The organism is Citrobacter sp. wls714 (genome assembly GCF_005281025.1).
GTDB lineage: Bacteria > Pseudomonadota > Gammaproteobacteria > Enterobacterales > Enterobacteriaceae > Citrobacter > Citrobacter werkmanii.
This window is the reverse complement of the sequence record NZ_SZWZ01000026.1, coordinates 40,738-61,513: the sequence shown is the minus strand read 5'-3', so window position 1 is coordinate 61,513 and position 20,776 is coordinate 40,738. Positions and strand designations below refer to the sequence as shown.

Sequence of the window (20,776 nt, the reverse complement as noted above, 5' to 3'; positions counted from 1 at the left end):
CGTAAACACGGTCAATTCTTCAAGATACGGCGGGAAAGATCGGGAATTGCGGAAGGCGTCACATCTGCCCGAATCCGCCCCATGAGTAGAAACTGTGAACATCATCACGTTCACCTTTGCCATGTTGCCAGCCGCTAATTATGCCTGTCACTGTTGAGAAGGTACGCCTTATTGGGGGTTCTTAGACTGAGTGCAATAAAACTCAGAAGGACCTCGCTATGACTTTTCGCCATTGTGTCGCTGTCGATCTCGGCGCATCCAGCGGGCGCGTAATGCTGGCGCGTTACGACAGTGAACACCGCACCCTGACGCTACGTGAAATCCACCGCTTCGTTAACAGCCTGCAAAAAACGGACGGTTTTGACACCTGGGACATCGACAGCCTGGAAAACGACATTCGTCTGGGTCTGAAGAAAGTCTGCGATGAAGGCATTCGGATAGACAGCATCGGCATTGATACCTGGGGGGTGGATTACGTGCTGGTCGATAACGCCGGTCAGCGCGTCGGTCTGCCGGTTTCTTACCGTGACAACCGCACGACGGGCATTATGGCGCAGGCGATGAAGCAGCCGGGTAAAAATGAAATTTACCGTCGTAGCGGTATTCAGTTTCTGCCCTTTAACACCTTGTATCAGTTGCGCGCGCTGGTTGAACAGCAACCAGAACTGATTCCGCAGGTAGCGCATGCCCTACTGATCCCCGACTACTTCAGCTTTCGCCTGACCGGTGAAATGAACTGGGAATACACCAACGCCACCACCACCCAGTTAGTCAATATCAATACCGACGACTGGGATGACACGCTGCTGGCGTGGACCGGGGCAGACAAAGCCTGGTTTGGTCGCCCGACGCATCCGGGGAACGTCATTGGCCACTGGATTTGCCCGCAGAAAAATCAAATTCCGGTCGTGGCGGTTGCCAGTCACGACACGGCCAGCGCGGTCATTGCTTCGCCGCTCGCCGATAAAAACAGCGCGTATCTCTCTTCCGGCACCTGGTCGCTGATGGGGTTTGAGAGCAGCACACCGTATACCAACGATGCGGCGTTGGCGGCGAATATCACCAACGAAGGCGGCGCGGAAGGGCGCTACCGGGTACTGAAAAATATCATGGGACTATGGCTGCTCCAGCGCGTATTAAAAGAGCGCCAGATCGACGATCTGCCAACGCTTATCGCCGAAACGCAAGCGCTGCCAGCCTGCCAGTTCCTGATCAACCCGAACGACGATCGCTTTATCAACCCCGACGATATGAGTGCGGAAATTCAGGCGGCCTGTCGTGAATCTGGCCAACCTGTTCCACTGCAAAACGCCGAACTGGCGCGCTGCATCTTCGACAGCCTGGCGCTGCTGTATGCCGACATTCTGCAAGAGTTAGCAGACCTGCGTGGTGCAGCGTTTAGCCAGTTGCACATTGTTGGTGGCGGTTGCCAGAACGCGTTACTGAATCAGCTGTGCGCGGATGCCTGCGGTATTCGCGTTATGTCCGGCCCGATTGAGGCCTCCACGCTCGGCAACATCGGCATCCAGTTGATGGCGCTGGACGAGCTTAACAACGTCGATGATTTCCGTCAGGTAGTGCGCGCCAACTACGACCTGACCACCTTCATTCCCAATCCGGAAAGTGAAATTGCCCGCTACCAGGCGCAGTTTCAATCACTACGACAGACAAAGGAGCTTTGCGCATGACCACTCAACTTGAACAAGCCTGGGAACTGGCAAAACTGCGTTTCGCCGCGGTAGGTATTGATGTCGAGGCGGCCTTACGCCAGCTCGATCGTCTGCCAGTCTCCATGCACTGCTGGCAGGGCGATGACGTCGCCGGTTTCGAAAACCCGGAAGGCTCGCTCACTGGCGGAATTCAGGCTACCGGCAACTATCCGGGCAAAGCGCGCAACGCGACCGAACTGCGTGCCGATCTTGAGCAGGCGCTGAGCCTGATACCGGGACCAAAACGTCTGAACCTGCATGCGATCTATCTGGAATCTGATACGCCGGTTGCCCGCGACCAAATCAAACCGGAACACTTCAAAAACTGGGTTGAGTGGGCGAAAGCAAACCAGTTAGGGTTAGATTTCAATCCGTCCTGCTTCTCTCACCCACTGAGCGCCGACGGCTTCACGCTGGCCCACGCCGATGACCACATTCGCCAGTTCTGGATCGATCACTGCAAAGCCAGCCGTCGCGTCTCGGCGTATTTTGGCGAGCAGTTGGGTACACCGTCGGTGATGAACATCTGGATCCCGGACGGTATGAAAGATATCACCGTTGACCGTTTAGCGCCGCGCCAGCGCCTGCTGGAAGCACTGGACGAAGTGATCAGCGAGAAACTCGACCCGGCGCACCATATCGACGCCGTTGAGAGCAAGCTGTTTGGCATCGGTGCCGAAAGCTACACCGTCGGCTCCAACGAGTTCTATATGGGCTACGCCACCAGCCGCCAGACCGCGCTGTGCCTGGATGCGGGTCACTTCCATCCGACTGAAGTGATTTCCGACAAAATCTCCGCCGCCATGCTGTATGTACCGCGCCTGCTGCTGCACGTCAGCCGTCCGGTGCGCTGGGACAGCGATCACGTGGTGCTGCTGGATGATGAAACTCAGGCGATTGCCAGCGAGATCGTCCGCCACAACCTGTTTGACCGCGTACACATCGGTCTCGACTTCTTCGACGCCTCTATTAACCGCATCGCCGCGTGGGTTATCGGCACCCGCAATATGAAAAAAGCCCTGCTGCGCGCGTTGTTAGAACCAACCGAGCAACTGCGTCAGCTCGAAGCCAGCGGCGACTACACCGCACGTCTGGCGCTGCTGGAAGAGCAAAAATCACTGCCATGGCAGGCCGTTTGGGAAATGTATTGCCAGCGCCACGACACGCCAGCGGGCAGCCAGTGGCTGGACAGCGTTCGCGCCTATGAAAAAGAGATCCTGAGCAAACGTAGCTGATTGCGACACCTGATCTGTAGACCGGATACGACGCCTCGCATCGCCATCCGGCAATAAATGAAACACGATTGCCGGATGGCGCTGCGCTTATCCGGCCTACGTAAGACCCGATAACCTTCGGGCAATAAACAGGAACACCGAAGATGCAAAACATTACTACTTCCTGGTTCGTCCAGGGGATGATCAAAGCCACTTCTGATGCGTGGCTAAAAGGCTGGGACGAGCGTAACGGCGGCAACCTGACGCTGCGGCTGGATGAAGCAGACATCGCGCCATTTAGCGCCGACTTTCACGAAAAACCGCGCTATATTGCGCTGAGTCAGCCTATGCCGTTGCTGGCGAATACGTCCTTTATCGTCACCGGCTCGGGTAAATTTTTCCGTAACGTTCAGCTCGATCCGGCGGCAAATTTAGGCGTAGTAAAAGTGGACAGCGACGGCGCGGGCTATCACATCCTTTGGGGTCTGACCCACGAAGCGGTACCAACCTCCGAATTGCCGGCTCACTTCCTCTCTCACTGCGAACGTATTAAAGCGACGAACGGCAAAGATCGCGTGATCATGCACTGCCACGCCACCAACCTGATCGCCCTGACCTATGTGCTGGAAAACGACACCGCGCTGATGACCCGCAAACTGTGGGAAGGCAGCACCGAGTGCCTGGTGGTGTTCCCGGATGGCGTCGGCATCTTGCCGTGGATGGTGCCGGGTACGGATGAAATCGGCCAGGCGACCGCGCAGGAAATGCAGAAGCATTCGCTTGTTCTTTGGCCGTTCCATGGCGTGTTCGGCAGCGGCCCCTCCCTCGATGAAGCATTCGGTCTGATCGACACCGCAGAGAAATCAGCAGAAGTTTTAGTCAAAATCTATTCGATGGGCGGTATGAGGCAGACCATCACGCGTGAAGAACTGGTCGCACTCGGCAAACGTTTTGGTGTGACTCCACTGGCAAGCGCACTAGCATTATAAGGAGAATAGTAATGAGCTTTATGTTGGCACTACCCAAAATTAGCCTGCATGGCGCTGGAGCGATTGCCGATATGGTGAACCTCGTGGCGAATAAGCAATGGGGCAAAGCGCTGATCGTTACCGATGGTCAACTGGTAAAGCTGGGCCTACTGGATAGCCTGTTTAGCGCGCTGGATGAACATCAAATGTCTTACCACCTGTTTGATGAGGTGTTCCCAAACCCGACAGAAGAGCTGGTGCAGAAAGGTTTTGCGGCGTATCAGAGCGCAGAATGTGACTACATTATCGCCTTCGGTGGCGGCAGCCCGATCGATACCGCTAAAGCGGTGAAAATCCTGACCGCCAACCCGGGTCCTTCTACCGCATACTCCGGCGTGGGCAAAGTGAAAAATGCTGGCGTTCCGCTGGTCGCCATCAATACCACCGCCGGTACAGCTGCAGAAATGACCAGCAATGCGGTGATTATCGACTCTGCTCGCAAGGTTAAAGAGGTAATCATCGACCCGAACATCATCCCGGATATCGCCGTGGATGATGCCAGCGTGATGCTGGAAATCCCGGCTTCCGTTACCGCCGCAACCGGTATGGACGCCCTGACCCACGCGGTGGAAGCCTATGTTTCCGTCGGCGCGCATCCACTCACTGACGCCAACGCGCTGGAAGCGATTCGCTTAATCAATCTGTGGCTACCGAAAGCGGTTGACGATGGTCATAACCTCGAAGCCCGTGAACAAATGGCATTTGGTCAGTATCTGGCGGGTATGGCATTTAACAGCGCCGGTCTGGGTCTGGTGCATGCGCTGGCGCACCAGCCGGGCGCAACCCACAACCTGCCGCACGGCGTCTGCAATGCCATCCTGCTGCCAGTAATCGAAAACTTTAACCGCCCAAACGCCGAGGCTCGCTTTGCCCGCGTGGCGCAGGCGATGGGCGTCGATACCCGCGGCATGAGCGATAAAGCGGCAAGCATGGAAGCCATTAACGCCATTCGCGCCCTGAGCAAGCGGGTAGGTATTCCAGCCGGTTTCAGCCAGCTTGGCGTGACCAAAGAAGATATTGAAGGCTGGTTGGATAAAGCATTGGCCGATCCGTGTGCGCCATGTAACCCACGCACCGCCAGTCGCGATGAAGTCCGCGAGCTGTATCTGGAGGCGTTATGATCCGCAAAGCGTTTGTGATGCAGGTGAATGCCGACGCGCACGTTGAGTACCAGCGTCGTCATAATCCCATTTGGCCTGAGCTGGCAGCCGTATTAAAAGAGCACGGCGCACATCACTACGCGATTTATCTTGATCAGGAGCGTAATCTGCTGTTCGCCACCGTTGAGATTGAGTCCGAGGAGCGCTGGAATGCCGTTGCCAGCACCGACGTTTGCCAGCGTTGGTGGAAACATATGCGTGACGTAATGCCAGCCAACCCGGACAACAGCCCGCTCAGCGCAGAGCTAAAAGAGGTGTTCTATCTGCAGTAAGTCGTGTGCCCGGTGGTGCAAGCTTCCCGGGCACACGGTTTTATTTTTTGTAGGCCGGATAAGCGATAGCGCCATCCGGCAATTTCAATTCTGCTCAGAAACCAGAATCGCCTGGGTGTCAGGCTCCAGTGCTTTAAAGATATGCGCCCGATCGGCGGGGTAACAAATGTAGTCGCCCTCACCTAACTCTTCCGGCGCTTCCGTCAATCCCACCATCGCCTTACCTTGCGTCACGATAATATGTTCAACCGATCCCGGTGGATGCGGCTGTGAAATACGATCCGCGCCCGGTTGCGTCAGCAGCAGATAGATATCCCGCCGCGCGCCCGGTGGGCAGGCGGCCAGTAAAATGGCCTGGTAGTGGGCCTGTTCCGCCACGACTTTTGTCCCTTCGCCGCGGCGAATCACCTGCGTTTTTTGCTCTTGCGGCTCCAGCAGGCGCGCAAAAGGGATATCCAACGCCACACACAGCGACCAGAGCGTTTCCAGGCTAGGATTGCCATTACCCGCTTCCAACTGTGAGAGCGTCGATTTTGCAATCCCCGCGCGGCGGGCAATCTCTGCCAGTGACAAACCGGTGCGCTGACGTTCACGCACCAGGCTTTTCGCGATCATACTGATGGGCTGGGTCATTCACGACTCCATGTTTTTTATATCGAACGAATCGTTCGACTTGTAAAGCTAAATGGTTGCGTTCATTATAATGGAAATTCGTTCGATATGGCTAAAATGGTATGAAACATTATTTTTTCTGTCTCAAAGGCGACACGCTGAAAGCAATATTTCTCGTCTGTCTGGCCGTCGGCGTTGTCGGCATGTCATATGGCTCGCTGGCGATGGCCTACGGTTTCCCGCTGTGGGTACCGTTTGTGCTTTCTATTACGGTGCTGGCGGGCGCATCCGAGTTTATGTTTATCGGCATCGTCGCCAGCGGCGGTAACCCACTGGCGGCTGCGGCTGCCGGTTTACTGGTGAACGCCCGACACGTACCTTTTGGCGTTACGGTGCGTGACCTGGTGGGCTCTCGTGCCGCCAGCCTCCTCGGCTGCCATATCATGAACGACGAAAGCGTGGTGTTTGGCCTGTCGCAAAAAACGCCGGAACAGCGTAAAGCCGCCTACTGGCTATGCGGTCTGGGCGTCGCCCTATTCTGGCCGATTGGCACGCTGATTGGCGCAGGTGTCGGCAAACTGCTCCCGGCCCCAGAAACCATCGGTCTGGATGCCGTTTTCCCTGCCATTTTGTTGGCCTTAGTGGTCCCGGCCTTTAAAAACCGCACCACGCTAATCCGCGCCTGTAGCGGTGCCGCGCTGTCGCTTGCCGCCATTCCCTTTGCGCCGGTGGGTTTACCGGTTCTGCTCTCACTGTTTGGCTTACTGACGAGGAAAAAATAATGGGCAACATGACGCTGTTTATCGTTGGTATCGCCATGTTATCTCTGGGAACGTATTTAATGCGTTTAGGGGGAGCGAAGCTTGGGAGCCGTTTAGCGTTTTCAGAACGCTCGCAGGCGCTGCTTTCTGATGCCGCAACGGTATTGCTGTTCTCCGTCGCGCTGGCGACTACTTTTTATGAAGGTGAACACTTTGCTGGAATGGCGCGCGTTCTTGGGGTTGGCTTCGCGGTCTTTCTCGCCTGGCGTAAAATGCCGTTGATCGTGGTAATCATTGCTGCGGCCGTGGTGACGGCGCTGTTGAGGATGGCGGGAATACACTAATAATATAACTACCCTGACGAAATATTCATCAGGGTAATCGCCTGTAGCATTGTGTGTTTTACCCCACAAAACCACGCGCTAACTCGGCCTCAAAATGTCACTGCACGCTGACATATTGCCGCTCATCTCTTCATCGCCTCACCGTTAAAATCGTATGAAACAGGTTTTAACGGAGTCTCACCATGGCAGCCCTTACAGCTAACTGCATTGACCTGAATATTCAGGGAAATAGCGTTTATTCCATCCTCAAACAGCTGGCGAATATCGCTTTTGATAACGGCTACGTCAGCGATCGTCATCAGTTTTTGCAAACGCTGCTGCTGCGCGAAAAGCTGCACTCCACCGGCTTTGGTTCGGGCATTGCCGTCCCACACGGCAAAAGCGCCTGCATCAGGCAGCCCTTCGTCCTGTTCGCACGTAAATCAGAAAACGTGGACTGGAAAGCCAGCGACGGCGAAGACGTCAACTGCTGGATTTGCCTCGGCGTGCCGCAAACCGGTGAGGATGATCAGGTCAAAATCATCGGTACCCTGTGCCGCAAAATTATCCATCAGGATTTCATCAACCAGCTGAAACAGGGCGACGTCGGTCAGGTGCTTGCCCTGCTCAATCAGACCTTAACCTCATAAGGAAGCGGCTATGGAGTCATCCTTGCGTTTAGTGGCGATCACCAACTGTCCTGCGGGAATCGCCCACACCTATATGGTGGCGGAAGCGCTGGAGCAAAAAGCGCGTTCGCTCGGCCATACCATTAAAGTCGAAACCCAGGGTTCAAGCGGCGTGGAAAACCGTCTGACCAGTGAAGAGATTGCCGCCGCGGATTACGTGATTCTGGCAACAGGGCGCGGCTTAAGCGGTGAAGACCGCGCGCGCTTCGCCGGGAAAAAGGTCTATGAAATCGCCATTTCTCAGGCGCTGAAAAATATCGACCAGATTTTTACGCAGTTGCCTTCACATTCGCAGCTGTTTACCGCCGATAGCGGCGTAAAGCTGGGCAAACAGGATGTGCAGCAGGGTAGCGTGATGAGTCACCTGATGGCGGGCGTCTCCGCCGCGCTGCCGTTTGTTATCGGCGGCGGTATTCTGGTCGCCATCGCCAATATGCTAGTGCAGTTCGGTTTGCCCTATACCGACATGTCAAAGGGCGCGCCGTCGTTTACCTGGATCGTCGAATCCATCGGCTATCTGGGCTTCACCTTTATGATCCCCATAATGGGCGCGTACATCGCCTGGTCTATTGCCGATAAACCGGCGTTCGCCCCGGCGTTCCTCGTGTGCTATCTGGCGAACGATAAAGGGCTACTGGGGACGCAATCCGGCGCGGGATTTCTCGGCGCGGTCGTGCTGGGGCTGGCAATCGGCTACTTCGTCTTGTGGTTTCGCAAGGTGCGCCTCGGCAAAGCGCTCCAGCCGCTGCTCGGCTCGATGCTGATCCCGTTTGTCACACTGCTGGTGTTTGGCGTACTGACTTATTACGTCATCGGCCCGGTGATGTCCGATATCATGAGCGGCCTGCTGCACTTCCTGAACACCATTCCGCCATCAATGAAAATGGGCGCAGCCTTTCTCGTCGGCGCGATGCTGGCGTTTGATATGGGCGGGCCAATCAACAAAACCGCGTGGTTCTTCTGTTTCTCGCTGCTGGAAAAACATATCTATGACTGGTACGCCATCGTCGGCGTGGTGGCGCTGATGCCGCCCGTCGCAGCAGGTATCGCTACCTATTTAGCGCCAAAACTGTTTACCCAGCAGGAGAAGGCAGCCGCCAGCAGCGCGATTGTGGTGGGGGCAACCGTCGCCACCGAACCGGCTATTCCTTACGCGCTGGCCGCGCCGCTGCCGATGATTACTGCCAATACGCTCTCCGGCGGTATTACCGGCATGCTGGTGATCGCCTTCGGAATCAAACGGCTCGCGCCGGGGTTAGGTATCTTTGATCCACTGATTGGCCTGATGTCGCCAGTGGGGTCATTTTATCTGGTGCTGGCTATCGGTCTGGCGCTGAACATTTCGTTAATTATCATCCTGAAAGGATTGTGGCTGAAACGTAAAGCCGCGCAGCAGGAGCTTGCCCATGAACATTGAGTTACTACAGCAGTTATGCGAAGCCAGCGCCGTCAGCGGCGATGAGCAGGAAGTTCGCTCCGTTCTCATTAATGCGCTGGAATCCGGCGTCGATGAAATCACCTTTGACGGCCTCGGCAGTTTTGTCGCCCGCAAAGGTGAGCGCGGGCCGAAAGTGGCCATCGTCGGGCACATGGATGAAGTCGGCTTTATGGTGACGCATATCGACGAGGGCGGTTTTATCCGCTTTACCACCATCGGCGGCTGGTGGAACCAGTCGATGCTTAACCATCGGGTCACTGTTCGCACTCGCACGGGGGCTAAAATACCCGGCGTGATCGGCTCCGTTGCGCCACATGCCCTCACGGAGAAACAAAAACAGCAGCCGCTCTCTTTTGATGAGATGTTCATTGATATTGGCGCGAACAGTCGTGAAGAGGTAGAAAAACAGGGAGTTACGGTCGGCGATTTCATCAGTCCGGTGGCCAATTTCGCCCGCTGGGGCGATGATAAAATCGTCGGCAAAGCGTTGGATAACCGCGTCGGCTGCGCCCTGATGGCGGAGCTATTACAGGCAGTGGATAACCCGGAGATCATCCTGTACGGCGTCGGCAGCGTGGAAGAAGAGGTCGGGCTGCGCGGGGCGCAAACCTCGGCGGAGCATATCAAACCCGACGTGGTTATCGTGCTGGATACGGCGGTGGCGGGCGACGTTCCCGGCATTGATAGCATCAAATATCCGCTGAAGCTCGGCGATGGTCCGGGGCTGATGCTGTTTGATAAGCGCTACTTTCCCAATCAGCGACTGGTTGCCGCGTTGAAAGAGAGCGCTAAGCGCAGCGGGGCTCCTTTACAGTTCTGCACCATGAAAACCGGTGCGACGGACGGCGGACGCTATAATGTGATGGGCGGCGGTCGTCCGGTGGCGGCGCTGTGCCTGCCGACCCGCTATCTGCACGCCAATAGCGGTATGATTTCGGCGAAAGATTATGACGCGCTGTTCACTCTGGTCCGCGAGCTGCTGGTCTCGCTGACGGCGGATAACGTTAAAGCCTTCACCGATTTTCGCGAGTCAATCTGATGCTCAGTGAACGCCAGTTGAAAATTGTCGATCTCCTCGAACAGCAGCCGTATTCGTTGGGCGAGTTGGCGCGGCAAACTGGCGTTTCGGGCAGAACCATCCTGCGCGATCTTGACTACCTCAATTTTACGCTCAGCGGTAAGGCCCGCATCCAGCCAGGGGGCAGTGCGGGATATCAGTTGGATATCGTCGACAGGCGCGGTTATTTTCAGCTTCTGCAACGCCATGATAATGATGACCGACTGCTGGCGATATTATTGCTGAACCCTTTTACCCCCCGCCTTCAGCTCGCCTCGACGCTGAATTTACCCGAAACCTGGGTTGCCGACAGGCTGCCGCGTCTCAAACAACGCTATGAGCGCGCCTTTTGTCTTGCCAGCCGCCCAGGCGTCGGTCATTTCATTGATGAACCGGAAGAAAAGCGCATTATCCTGCTGGCGAATCTGCTGAAAAAAGATCCGCTGTTGATTCCGCTGCCGGGTATTACCCGCAACAATATCGACAGGCTCAATGCAGCATGTGAAAACCTTAATGAATTTCCGCTCATCTCGGGAGAGTACCTGGCAAGCCTGGTGCTGGCAGTCTACGCCCTGCGTAATCAGCTCAGCGGATCATGGCCGGAGTGTCGGTATGCATCACTGAAAAACGCAGTGGAACAAGGAGGTGTTTACCTGGGTGAGAACGCCTTCAGAACACTGATCGGCCTTCTGGAAATCAGACAACGGCAGGCCATGACCATCTCGACCGGGACGGTGACTTCGTTATTAAAAAGTGTTCCCGGCATCGCCGCGTTGAACGTTATCGATAGCCAACTGGTTGATAATATTACCGGCCACCTGCTGCGATGCGTCTCTGCCCCAGTCTGGGTACCGGAACATCGCCAGAGCAGTATGCATAACCTGAAGTCTACCTGGCCTGCCGCTTTCGATTTGAGTCTGCGTTTTATCGCCCTGTTGCGCGAAAAACTGGATATTCCGCTGTTCGATAGCGATCTCATCGGACTTTACTTCGCCTGTGCGCTGGAGCGGCACCAAAACGAGCGTCAGCCGATCATTTTGTTATCCGACCAGAATGCTATCGCCACTGTTAACCAACAGGCCATTGAGAGAGACGTACTGAATTGTCGGGTGATCATTGCGCGAAATACGAGTGAGGTCAGCGCCATCAGTGAAGAAATCACCCCGCTGTTAATCATCAATAATAGCCACTATCTGCTTGATGAATCTCTAAAAAATACATTAACTATCAAAAACATTATCACCGCGGCGGGTACCGAGCAGATAAAACACTTCCTCGCAACGGCCTTTATACGCCAGCAGCCCGAACGATTCTTTTTACAGCAGGGCAGTTTTCATTACGCCAATACGAGTGGCGAAAGCTGGCAGAGCATCATTGGCCGGATCTGCGGCCAGCTTGTGGCACAGGGCCACATCACCGAAGACGAAGCGCTACGCATTTGCGCCCGGGAACATGAAGGTGAAAACCTGATAGTGAATCGTCTGGCGATTCCTCATTGCTGGAGTGAACAGGAGCGTCGCTTTCGTGGTTTCTTTATCACCCTCGCGCAACCTATTTTGGTGAATAACGAACCGGTCAGCCATGTGCTGATCGCCTGTGCCGCTGCCGAAGCGCGACATGAACTAAAAATCTTCAGTTATTTATCCAGCGTGTTGAGCAGCCACCCGGCAGAGATTATTGCAGGGTTGAAAGACTATAAAGCGTTTATCGCATTGCTCGGGCAGTGAATGCCGGAAATGAAAAAAGCGCCTCAAAGGCGCTCTTTCTACAGTACTAAGGTATCTTATTTCAGCAGTTCAGCGGTCATGTGCACGCGGTTACCGGTGTAAGCCTGGGTGATTTTATAATCGCTGGCGCCTGCACGTTCAGCCTGAGCGGCAATGTTTGCTTCAGCGCTTTCCAGTGTAGAACCGGTTGCGGTAACAGTCTGAGCAGCGAATGAACCAAAAGAAGTAGCCAGAGCGATAACTGCGACAAAAGTTTTGATGCTTTTCATGATATAAACCCTTTAACTTAGTTGTTTGAGTAAGGCACCGTGCCTTGATGTGATAAATAATAGGCTGATACTCGAACAACTAAAAGCGGAAGGATTTGCCTGTCTTATTCAAATTATTTGAGAAATAAAATGGCGCTTAATCACGAACAACAATGGTTCGCAGGTAGCAGAAGAAAAGCGCAACCGGCTGGCAGTTGGTTGCTTCGTCAGGGCGAGGCACAAAGTAAAATTCATCTTTTACATCATGGCGTTGCACGTGCGGTGTACCACGCAAACAACGGCGTAGAAAGGGTTAAAGAGTTTTACTTTGCCGGGGAATACTGCTTTCTGTACCTGAACTGGCTGACCAAAACGCCTGCTGATTACAGTCTGCAAATGATTACCGCAGGAGAAACCAGTGAAATTTCTTTGGCTTTGCTGGATGCGCCGGAAAATCAGGATATTAAGACCCAGCTACTGATTCAGCAATTGATCTACAAAGAGAAAAAAGAACAAATGCTGCTGTTCAATACCCCAGAGCAACGCTACCAGTACGTACAAACACACTTCCCGGACTGGGAGTCGCAACTCACTCAGCGCGATCTCGCCAACTATATCGGCATTACTCCCGTTAGCCTGTCTCGTATTCGCCAGCGTCTTAACAAAGGTTAACGCCTTACGTTGATGCGTCGATTATTGTCCCGTCACTCTTCAATTGTTGGCGCACATTATGAACGCATTTCTCCTCTCTCAGATTCTGGCTGGCATCAGCTTTTTGCTGGATATTTCCGCTTTTCATTTTCAGCGCCGGGCTATCACCTTATCTCTGCTCACCAGTTCCACTTCCCTGTTGGCTATCCATTTCTATCTTTTGGATCAACACGCTGCGGCTGGGTTAATGATCATTGCCGCATGCCGCTACGCGACGGCCATCGTCACGTTTCACCGCTGGGCGATGTGGGGATTTATGCTGGGGTCGCTGATGTGTAGCGTTTATCTTTGGCAAAATCTGTCGAGTATTTTGCCGCTGATGGGAAGCCTGCTGATGACCTTTGCGTCGTTTCAAAAACGCAGCGGGAAATTACGCGGATACACATTGTGCGGCAGCCTGTGTTGGCTACTGAACAATGTGATTGTCGGCTCGCCCGTTGCCGTAATAATGGAACTGGCATTTTCAGGGAGTATCCTGGCCGCCTGGTGGCGTCACTTCGCGATCAGACGCTCCGGATGCGTATAGATCGTCGCCCTGCCTGGTTTGCAAAAACCCACCAGCGTCAGGTTACAGCGTTCGGCAACTTCCACAGCGAGCGTTGTCGCCGCAGAAACGGCAAACAGGATCTCCACGCCGCACATTGCCGACTTCTGCACCATCTCATAGCTGGCGCGGCTGGAGACTAATACCGCACCCTGTTGCCAGGTTTCCCCTTCGAGCGCCCGACGCCCCAGCAGTTTATCCAGCGCGACATGACGCCCAACGTCTTCATGTCCGCCCGCCAGATGACCTGCAGGCTGCACCCATGCCGCCGCGTGCGTGCAGCCTGTCAGTTGACCCACGGGTTGAAAATCATTGAGATGTCGTAAAGCGTTATCAAGATTCGCCAGATCGAATGTCTGGGTAAACGGCAGCGGCTGGACCGGCTTGCCAATATCATTGAGCTGCTCCACGCCGCAAACACCACAACCGGTGCGCCCGGCCAACGCGCGACGACGTTCCTTCAATCCCATAAAACGACGGCTGGACAGCTCAACCTGAACTTCTAATCCGTTGCAGGAAGGAACCACGTCCATCCCGTAAATATCCTGCGGGGACTCAATAATGCCTTCAGAAAGTGAAAAACCCATCGCGAAATGCTCAAGATCTTTCGGTGACGCCATCATCACCACGTGTGAAATTCCGTTATAGACCAGCGCAACAGGCACTTCTTCAGCGACTTCATCAGGCTGAGGATGTTGTAAATCCTCGCGCTTCCAGAGAGTCAATTGGCGCGATCCTGTCGTAGATGTCACATTCTTAATGTTTTCTTGAATAATCTTATTCACTTTCTTTTAACCATATTGGAACACGCGTACCAACATTGTGGTATTCTTTACAAATCCCTCCTGGACGGAGGGAAATTCACCCAATTCTGGACCTTTGCGGTCCCGTCCGCAAAGAAAAATAACAACCACTTCCCACGCGTTGGCATGGCAGAAATGCGAAGGGAACGTGACAATGTCGAAACAAGGAGCAAACCATGCAGGTCAGCAGAAGGCAGTTCTTTAAGATCTGCGCTGGCGGTATGGCAGGCACCACGGCAGCGGCACTGGGCTTTGCACCCGGCGTAGCGCTCGCGGAAACACGGCAATATAAACTGCTGCGCACCCGCGAAACCCGTAACACCTGCACCTACTGTTCCGTTGGCTGTGGACTGTTGATGTACAGCCTCGGTGACGGAGCAAAAAACGCCAAAGCATCCATCTTCCATATTGAAGGGGACCCGGATCACCCGGTGAACCGCGGCGCACTGTGCCCGAAAGGCGCAGGTCTTGTGGACTTCATCCACTCTGAAAGCCGTTTGAAATTCCCGGAATACCGCGCACCAGGCTCAGATAAGTGGCAGCAAATTAGCTGGGATGAGGCATTCGACCGCATCGCTAAGCTGATGAAAGAAGACCGCGACGCTAACTACGTTGCACAAAACGCCGAAGGCGTAACCGTTAACCGCTGGCTTTCCACCGGGATGCTGTGTGCATCCGCTTCCAGTAACGAAACCGGCTATTTGACGCAAAAATTCTCCCGCGCGCTGGGTATGCTCGCGGTCGACAACCAGGCGCGTGTCTGACACGGACCAACGGTAGCAAGTCTTGCTCCAACATTTGGTCGCGGTGCGATGACCAACCACTGGGTCGACATTAAAAACGCCAACCTCGTTGTGGTGATGGGCGGTAACGCCGCTGAAGCTCACCCGGTCGGGTTCCGCTGGGCGATGGAAGCGAAAATTCACAACGGCGCTAAGCTGATTGTCATCGATCCTCGCTTTACGCGAACCGCAGCGGTGGCTGATTTCTATGCCCCAATTCGTTCCGGTACTGACATTGCCTTCCTGTCAGGCGTCATGCTGTACCTGCTGAATAACGAAAAATTCAACCGCGAATATACCGAGGCCTATACCAACGCCAGCCTGATCGTGCGCGAGGATTTTGGCTTCGAAGATGGCCTGTTTACCGGCTACGACGCGGACAAACGCAAGTATGACAAAACCAGTTGGAACTATGAGCTGGATGAAAACGGCTTCGCCAAACGCGATGTGACTCTGCAACATCCACGCTGTGTATGGAACCTGCTCAAACAGCACGTTTCCCGCTATACACCGGAGGTCGTAGAGAATATCTGCGGTACGCCGAAGGCCGATTTCCTGAAGGTCTGTGAATACATCGCAGAAACCAGCGCGAAAGACAAAACCGCATCATTCCTGTACGCGCTGGGCTGGACGCAGCACTCCGTTGGTGCGCAGAACATCCGTACGATGGCGATGATCCAGTTGCTCCTCGGCAACATGGGCATGGCCGGCGGCGGTGTTAACGCCCTGCGTGGTCACTCCAACATTCAGGGACTGACCGACCTTGGTCTGCTGTCACAGAGTCTGCCGGGTTATCTGACGCTGCCAAGCGAAAAACAGACCGACCTGCAAACCTACCTTGCCGCCAACACGCCAAAACCATTGCTGGAAGGTCAGGTAAACTACTGGGGCAACTACCCGAAATTCTTCGTTTCGATGATGAAAGCCTTCTTTGGCGATAAAGCGACAGCAGAAAATAGCTGGGGCTTCGACTGGCTGCCGAAGTGGGATAAAGGGTACGACGTCCTGCAGTACTTCGAGATGATGAACCAGGGCAAAGTGAATGGCTATATCTGCCAGGGCTTTAACCCGGTCGCCTCATTCCCGAACAAAAACAAGGTTGTGGCTTCACTGTCCAAACTGAAGTATCTGATCACTATCGACCCGCTCAACACAGAGACCTCCACCTTCTGGCAGAACCATGGTGAGTCGAACGATGTTGATCCGTCAAAAATCCAGACCGAAGTATTCCGTCTGCCGTCCACCTGCTTCGCCGAGGAGAACGGTTCGATCGTCAACTCTGGTCGCTGGCTGCAGTGGCACTGGAAAGGCGCGGATGCCCCAGGGATTGCCGCAACCGATGGCGAAATCCTCGCCGGTATCTTCCTGCGCCTGCGCAAGATGTATGCCGAACAAGGTGGTGCAAACCCGGAACAGGTGCTGAGCATGACCTGGAACTACTCCACACCGCATGAGCCGGCTTCGGAAGAAGTGGCGATGGAGAGTAACGGTAAAGCGCTGGCTGATATTACCGACCCGGCAACCGGCGCGGTAATCGTCAAGAAAGGCCAACAGCTCAGCTCGTTCGCCCAACTGCGCGATGACGGCACGACCTCCAGCGGCTGCTGGATTTTTGCCGGTAGCTGGACGCCGGAAGGCAACATGATGGCGCGTCGCGATAACGCCGACCCGTCGGGCCTTGGCAATACGCTGGGTTGGGCCTGGGCGTGGCCGCTTAACCGCCGCATTCTTTATAACCGTGCTTCCGCAGACCCGCAGGGGAATCCGTGGGATCCGAAACGTCAGATCCTGAAATGGGATGGCGCGAAATGGAGCGGGATGGATATTCCAGACTACAGCGCCGCCGCACCGGGTACTGACGTCGGGCCGTTCATCATGCAGCCGGAAGGGATGGGACGCTTGTTTGCTATCGATAAGATGGCGGAAGGGCCGTTCCCGGAACACTACGAGCCGTTTGAAACGCCGCTCGGCACTAACCCGCTGCACCCGAACGTTATCTCTAACCCTGCCGCGCGTATCTTTAAAGGTGACGCGGAGGCGCTGGGTAAAGCGGATAAATTCCCGTATGTCGGTACAACCTATCGTCTGACCGAGCACTTCCACTACTGGACCAAGCATGCGCTGCTAAACGCTATCGCCCAGCCGGAACAGTTTGTGGAAATTGGCGAGAAGCTGGCGAATAAGCTCGGTATCTCTCATGGTGATACCGTCAAAGTCTCCTCTAACCGCGGCTATATTAAAGCCAAAGCAGTGGTGACCAAACGTATTCGCACGTTGAAGGCTAACGGTAAGGATATCGACACTATCGGTATTCCGATTCACTGGGGCTACGAAGGTGTGGCGAAAAAAGGCTTTATCGCTAACACGTTAACGCCATTCGTTGGTGATGCGAATACGCAGACGCCGGAATTTAAGTCCTTCCTCGTGAACGTGGAAAAGGTGTAACGGAGACGACCTATGGCTTATCAATCGCAAGACATCATTCGTCGATCCGCCACTAACGGTTTCACCCCCGCGCCTCAGGCGCGGGATCACCAGGAAGAGGTGGCGAAACTTATCGACGTCACTACCTGCATCGGCTGTAAAGCCTGTCAGGTGGCGTGTTCCGAGTGGAACGACATCCGTGATGAAGTGGGCAACAACGTTGGGGTGTATGACAACCCGGCTGATTTGACCGCGAAATCCTGGACGGTGATGCGCTTCTCGGAAGTGGAACAGAACGACAAACTTGAGTGGCTGATCCGTAAGGATGGTTGTATGCACTGCGCCGATCCGGGCTGCCTGAAGGCGTGCCCGGCTGAAGGCGCAATCATTCAGTATGCCAACGGTATCGTCGACTTCCAGTCCGAGCAGTGCATCGGCTGCGGCTACTGCATTGCTGGCTGTCCGTTCGATGTGCCGCGCCTCAACCCGGAAGACAACCGCGTGTACAAATGTACGCTGTGCGTCGACCGTGTAGTGGTCGGGCAAGAACCGGCCTGCGTGAAAACCTGCCCAACCGGGGCGATTCATTTCGGCACCAAAGAGTCGATGAAAACCCTGGCCGGTGAGCGCGTGGCGGAGCTGAAAACGCGTGGTTACGATAACGCGGGTCTGTACGATCCGGCAGGCGTTGGCGGTACGCACGTAATGTACGTATTGCACCATGCCGACAAGCCGAATCTGTACCACGGTCTGCCGGAGAACCCGGAAATCAGCGCCACCGTGAAGTTCTGGAAAGGCATCTGGAAACCGTTGGCAGCGGTCGGCTTCGCAGCGACGTTTGCGGCCAGTATCTTCCACTACGTCGGTGTGGGTCCAAACCGTGCGGAAGAGGAAGAAGACAATCTGCATGAAGAGAAAGACGAGGTGCGCAAATGAAACGACGTGACACCATCGTGCGCTACACGGCGCCGGAACGCATCAACCACTGGATAACCGCCTTCTGCTTTATTCTGGCGGCAGTGAGCGGGATGGGTTTTCTCTTCCCGTCTTTTAACTGGCTGATGCACATCATGGGCACGCCGCAACTGGCGCGAATTGTGCACCCGTTTGTCGGCGTGATCATGTTTGCCTCTTTTATCATCATGTTTTTCCGTTACTGGCACCACAATCTAATCAATCGGGATGATATCTTTTGGGCGAAGAATATTCGTAAGATTGTCGTCAACGAGGAAGTAGGTGACACGGGACGTTATAACTTCGGCCAGAAATGCGTATTCTGGGCGGCGATTATCTTCCTGGTGCTGTTACTGGTGAGCGGAGTGATCATCTGGCGTCCGTATTTTGCGCCTGCTTTCTCAATCCCGGTGATCCGATTCGCGTTAATGCTGCATTCATTTGCCGCAGTAGCGTTAATTGTGGTTATCATGGTGCACATTTACGCCGCCCTTTGGGTGAAAGGCACCATTACCGCGATGGTGGAGGGATGGGTTACTAAATCGTGGGCGAAGAAACATCACCCGCGCTGGTACCGTGAAGTCCGCCAGAAACAGGAAAAGTCATCTGAATGAGTATTCGCATAATCCCGCAAGATGAGCTGGGTTCGAGCGAGAAACGCACGGCGGATATGATTCCGCCGTTATTGTTCCCCAGACTCAAAAATTTGTATAACCGTCGTGCTGAACGTCTGCGCGAGCTGGCCGAAAACAACCCGCTGGGCGATTATCTGCGCTTTGCCGCGCTGATCGCCCACGCACAGGAAGTGGTACTGTACGATCATCCGCTGCAGATGGATCTGACCGCTCGTATCAAAGAAGCGAACGATCAGGGCAAGCCGCCGCTGGATATCCACGTCCTGCCACGTGACAAGCACTGGCAAAAACTGCTGCAATCGTTAATTGCTGAGCTGAAGCCAGAAATGAGCGGCCCTGCACTGGCGGTGATCGAGAATCTGGAAAAAGCCTCAGAGCAGGAGCTGGAGCTGATGGCAAGCGCGCTGTTTGCCTCAGATTTTGCCTCCGTCAGTAGCGATAAAGCCCCGTTCATTTGGGCCGCTCTGTCGCTCTACTGGGCGCAGATGGCAAGTCTGATCCCCGGCAAAGCGCGCGCTGAGTACGGTGAACAGCGTCAGTTCTGCCCGGTATGTGGTTCGATGCCGGTCTCCAGCATAGTGCAAATCGGTACGACTCAGGGGCTGCGTTATTTGCACTGCAACCTGTGCGAAACCGAGTGGCACGTGGTGCGCGTGAAGTGCAGCAACTGCGAACAGAGCCGTGACTTGAACTACTGGTCGCTGGATAACGAGCAGGCGGCAATTAAAGCCGAAAGCTGCGGCGACTGCGGGACTTACCTGAAGATTCTCTACCAGGAAAAAGACCCGAAAGTCGAGGCCGTGGCCGACGACCTCGCGTCACTGATGCTGGACGCCCACATGGAGCAAGAAGGCTTTGCCCGCAGCTCCATCAACCCGTTCTTATTCCCGGGTGAAGGGGAGTAAAACCCCAGTACTGCCGGGCGACACTGGTCGCCCGGACTATAACGTATACGGTGTGACCACACCGGATATGCTTGCAAAATCTTTGGTATTACGCGTAACCAGTGTCAGATGATGAATCTGCGCAGTAGCCAGGATAATGGCATCCGGCAATTTCATCCCGTATTCTTGCCTGATATTCACGCTTCGCTCAGCAATATCCTGTGAAACTCCAATAATGTTAAAAGCGCCTAGCGCAATGCGAGTACGGGTCTCCTGATGGTATTTTTTTGCACCTACCATCACCTCCATCCAGGTAATGAGACTGATTGCGTTCTGTGGCGGCCATGTTTCTATCGCCAGTTTTGCTTCACTTCGCCCGCTAAACAGGTCGATGAGGATATTGGTATCAAAAAGCGCAGACCCTTTGACCATTACCATTCCTCACGAAGTTTACGTTGGTATTCAACGCCATCTTCCTCACAGCCTTGCCAGAGCCCCAATGCTTTCGAAATTGTGGTTTCAGCCCGATCCTGTCTTTCCAGATACTGCTCAACGGCCTCCCGCAAGAGTTCTGCACGAGGTAGGTTGCGTTGCACCTTGAGATCGTCAAGCCGTTTAATCACGTCGTCTGATAAATCGAGTAAAATTCTGCCCATATCCATCCCAGCCATCATACTCACATATACCTCCAGTATATCATTCGCGCTTATTTTTCAAACAACATACACCTGAGACTGACGAGAAAATAGTTATTACGCGAACGATTTTTATTTTTGCGAGCCGCTTTCCAGAATCGTACGC

At 54.5% G+C, this 20,776-nt stretch carries 22 protein-coding genes; 17 read left to right on the top strand and 5 right to left on the bottom strand.

What is annotated here, in order from left to right; genetic code table 11:
* Positions 1–218: 218 nt before the first annotated feature.
* From rhaB to rhaM, 5 genes are all read left to right on the top strand, one after another.
* On the top strand, positions 219–1,688 hold the full coding sequence (gene rhaB, locus FDX11_RS04170; RefSeq protein WP_137397548.1) for a rhamnulokinase: 1,470 nt from the start codon (positions 219–221) through the stop codon (positions 1,686–1,688).
* Positions 1,685–2,944: an L-rhamnose isomerase gene (gene rhaA / locus FDX11_RS04165; RefSeq protein WP_042313455.1), complete on the top strand. Its 1,260-nt coding sequence runs from the start codon at positions 1,685–1,687 to the stop codon at positions 2,942–2,944. The genes rhaB and rhaA overlap by 4 nt, the downstream gene beginning before the upstream one ends.
* A gap of 143 nt (positions 2,945–3,087) precedes the next feature.
* Positions 3,088–3,912 carry a rhamnulose-1-phosphate aldolase gene (rhaD, locus tag FDX11_RS04160; protein WP_137397547.1) on the top strand — a complete coding sequence of 275 codons (825 nt, stop codon included), beginning with the start codon at positions 3,088–3,090 and terminating at the stop codon, positions 3,910–3,912.
* Positions 3,913–3,923: 11 nt separating this feature from the next.
* Positions 3,924–5,072 (top strand): lactaldehyde reductase, encoded by a 1,149-nt coding sequence (gene fucO / locus FDX11_RS04155; RefSeq protein WP_042313465.1) that lies wholly within the window; start codon positions 3,924–3,926, stop codon positions 5,070–5,072.
* Positions 5,069–5,383, top strand: coding sequence for an L-rhamnose mutarotase (rhaM, locus tag FDX11_RS04150; RefSeq protein ID WP_079225720.1), 315 nt, complete (start codon positions 5,069–5,071; stop codon positions 5,381–5,383). Before fucO ends, rhaM begins: the two co-directional genes overlap by 4 nt.
* 84 nt (positions 5,384–5,467) lie before the next feature.
* On the opposite strand, the gene FDX11_RS04145 is transcribed toward rhaM, so the two are convergent.
* Entirely contained in the window at positions 5,468–6,016 is a 549-nt protein-coding gene (locus tag FDX11_RS04145) for a helix-turn-helix domain-containing protein (protein ID WP_003825255.1), read from the bottom strand.
* Between the two features lie 101 nt (positions 6,017–6,117).
* Here FDX11_RS04145 and FDX11_RS04140 point away from each other — a divergent pair, with 101 nt between their 5' ends.
* The 6 genes from FDX11_RS04140 to FDX11_RS04115 all read left to right on the top strand — a co-directional run bounded on the left by FDX11_RS04140 (position 6,118) and on the right by FDX11_RS04115 (position 11,990).
* Positions 6,118–6,777 (top strand): AzlC family ABC transporter permease, encoded by a 660-nt coding sequence (locus tag FDX11_RS04140; RefSeq protein WP_079225721.1) that lies wholly within the window; start codon positions 6,118–6,120, stop codon positions 6,775–6,777.
* Entirely contained in the window at positions 6,777–7,100 is a 324-nt protein-coding gene (locus FDX11_RS04135) for an AzlD domain-containing protein (protein WP_042313473.1), read from the top strand. The genes FDX11_RS04140 and FDX11_RS04135 overlap by 1 nt, the downstream gene beginning before the upstream one ends.
* 182 nt (positions 7,101–7,282) lie before the next feature.
* Positions 7,283–7,729: a PTS fructose transporter subunit IIA gene (locus FDX11_RS04130; protein ID WP_137397546.1), complete on the top strand. Its 447-nt coding sequence runs from the start codon at positions 7,283–7,285 to the stop codon at positions 7,727–7,729.
* Positions 7,730–7,739: 10 nt separating this feature from the next.
* On the top strand, positions 7,740–9,185 hold the full coding sequence (locus FDX11_RS04125) for a PTS fructose-like transporter subunit IIBC (RefSeq protein ID WP_137397545.1): 1,446 nt from the start codon (positions 7,740–7,742) through the stop codon (positions 9,183–9,185).
* Positions 9,175–10,245: an aminopeptidase gene (locus FDX11_RS04120; protein ID WP_137397544.1), complete on the top strand. Its 1,071-nt coding sequence runs from the start codon at positions 9,175–9,177 to the stop codon at positions 10,243–10,245. The genes FDX11_RS04125 and FDX11_RS04120 overlap by 11 nt, the downstream gene beginning before the upstream one ends.
* Positions 10,245–11,990, top strand: coding sequence for a putative frv operon regulatory protein (locus tag FDX11_RS04115; protein WP_137397543.1), 1,746 nt, complete (start codon positions 10,245–10,247; stop codon positions 11,988–11,990). Before FDX11_RS04120 ends, FDX11_RS04115 begins: the two co-directional genes overlap by 1 nt.
* A gap of 56 nt (positions 11,991–12,046) precedes the next feature.
* On the opposite strand, the gene FDX11_RS04110 is transcribed toward FDX11_RS04115, so the two are convergent.
* Positions 12,047–12,259: a DUF1471 domain-containing protein gene (locus FDX11_RS04110; protein WP_042313485.1), complete on the bottom strand. Its 213-nt coding sequence runs from the start codon at positions 12,257–12,259 to the stop codon at positions 12,047–12,049.
* Between the two features lie 129 nt (positions 12,260–12,388).
* Between FDX11_RS04110 and FDX11_RS04105 the strand changes: the two genes are divergently transcribed.
* Together FDX11_RS04105 and FDX11_RS04100 are read left to right on the top strand one after the other, a co-directional pair.
* On the top strand, positions 12,389–12,910 hold the full coding sequence (locus FDX11_RS04105) for a Crp/Fnr family transcriptional regulator (protein WP_137397542.1): 522 nt from the start codon (positions 12,389–12,391) through the stop codon (positions 12,908–12,910).
* 58 nt (positions 12,911–12,968) lie between these two features.
* Entirely contained in the window at positions 12,969–13,475 is a 507-nt protein-coding gene (locus FDX11_RS04100) for a YgjV family protein (RefSeq protein ID WP_137366333.1), read from the top strand.
* Here FDX11_RS04100 and fdhD read toward each other — a convergent pair.
* A complete protein-coding gene (fdhD, locus tag FDX11_RS04095) occupies positions 13,442–14,278 on the bottom strand; it encodes a formate dehydrogenase accessory sulfurtransferase FdhD (RefSeq protein WP_072276989.1) in 837 nt (278 codons plus the stop codon). The genes FDX11_RS04100 and fdhD overlap by 34 nt on opposite strands.
* Before the next feature lie 194 nt (positions 14,279–14,472).
* On the opposite strand from fdhD, the gene fdnG reads away from it, so the two are divergent.
* From fdnG to fdhE, 4 genes are read left to right on the top strand one after another with little or no spacing between them, the layout of a single operon-like run.
* Complete coding sequence (gene fdnG, locus FDX11_RS04090) at positions 14,473–17,523, top strand: formate dehydrogenase-N subunit alpha (RefSeq protein WP_137350340.1); 3,051 nt, start codon at positions 14,473–14,475, stop codon at positions 17,521–17,523.
* A 12-nt stretch (positions 17,524–17,535) separates the two neighbouring features.
* Complete coding sequence (gene fdoH / locus FDX11_RS04085) at positions 17,536–18,438, top strand: formate dehydrogenase O subunit beta (RefSeq protein WP_042313505.1); 903 nt, start codon at positions 17,536–17,538, stop codon at positions 18,436–18,438.
* Entirely contained in the window at positions 18,435–19,070 is a 636-nt protein-coding gene (fdoI, locus tag FDX11_RS04080) for a formate dehydrogenase cytochrome b556 subunit (protein WP_042313508.1), read from the top strand. Before fdoH ends, fdoI begins: the two co-directional genes overlap by 4 nt.
* On the top strand, positions 19,067–19,996 hold the full coding sequence (fdhE, locus tag FDX11_RS04075) for a formate dehydrogenase accessory protein FdhE (protein ID WP_042313511.1): 930 nt from the start codon (positions 19,067–19,069) through the stop codon (positions 19,994–19,996). Before fdoI ends, fdhE begins: the two co-directional genes overlap by 4 nt.
* A gap of 36 nt (positions 19,997–20,032) precedes the next feature.
* On the opposite strand, the gene FDX11_RS04070 is transcribed toward fdhE, so the two are convergent.
* Positions 20,033–20,407, bottom strand: coding sequence for a type II toxin-antitoxin system VapC family toxin (locus tag FDX11_RS04070; protein ID WP_137397541.1), 375 nt, complete (start codon positions 20,405–20,407; stop codon positions 20,033–20,035).
* Complete coding sequence (locus FDX11_RS04065) at positions 20,407–20,649, bottom strand: CopG family transcriptional regulator (protein WP_001523745.1); 243 nt, start codon at positions 20,647–20,649, stop codon at positions 20,407–20,409. Before FDX11_RS04065 ends, FDX11_RS04070 begins: the two co-directional genes overlap by 1 nt.
* Positions 20,650–20,776 lie beyond the last annotated feature (127 nt).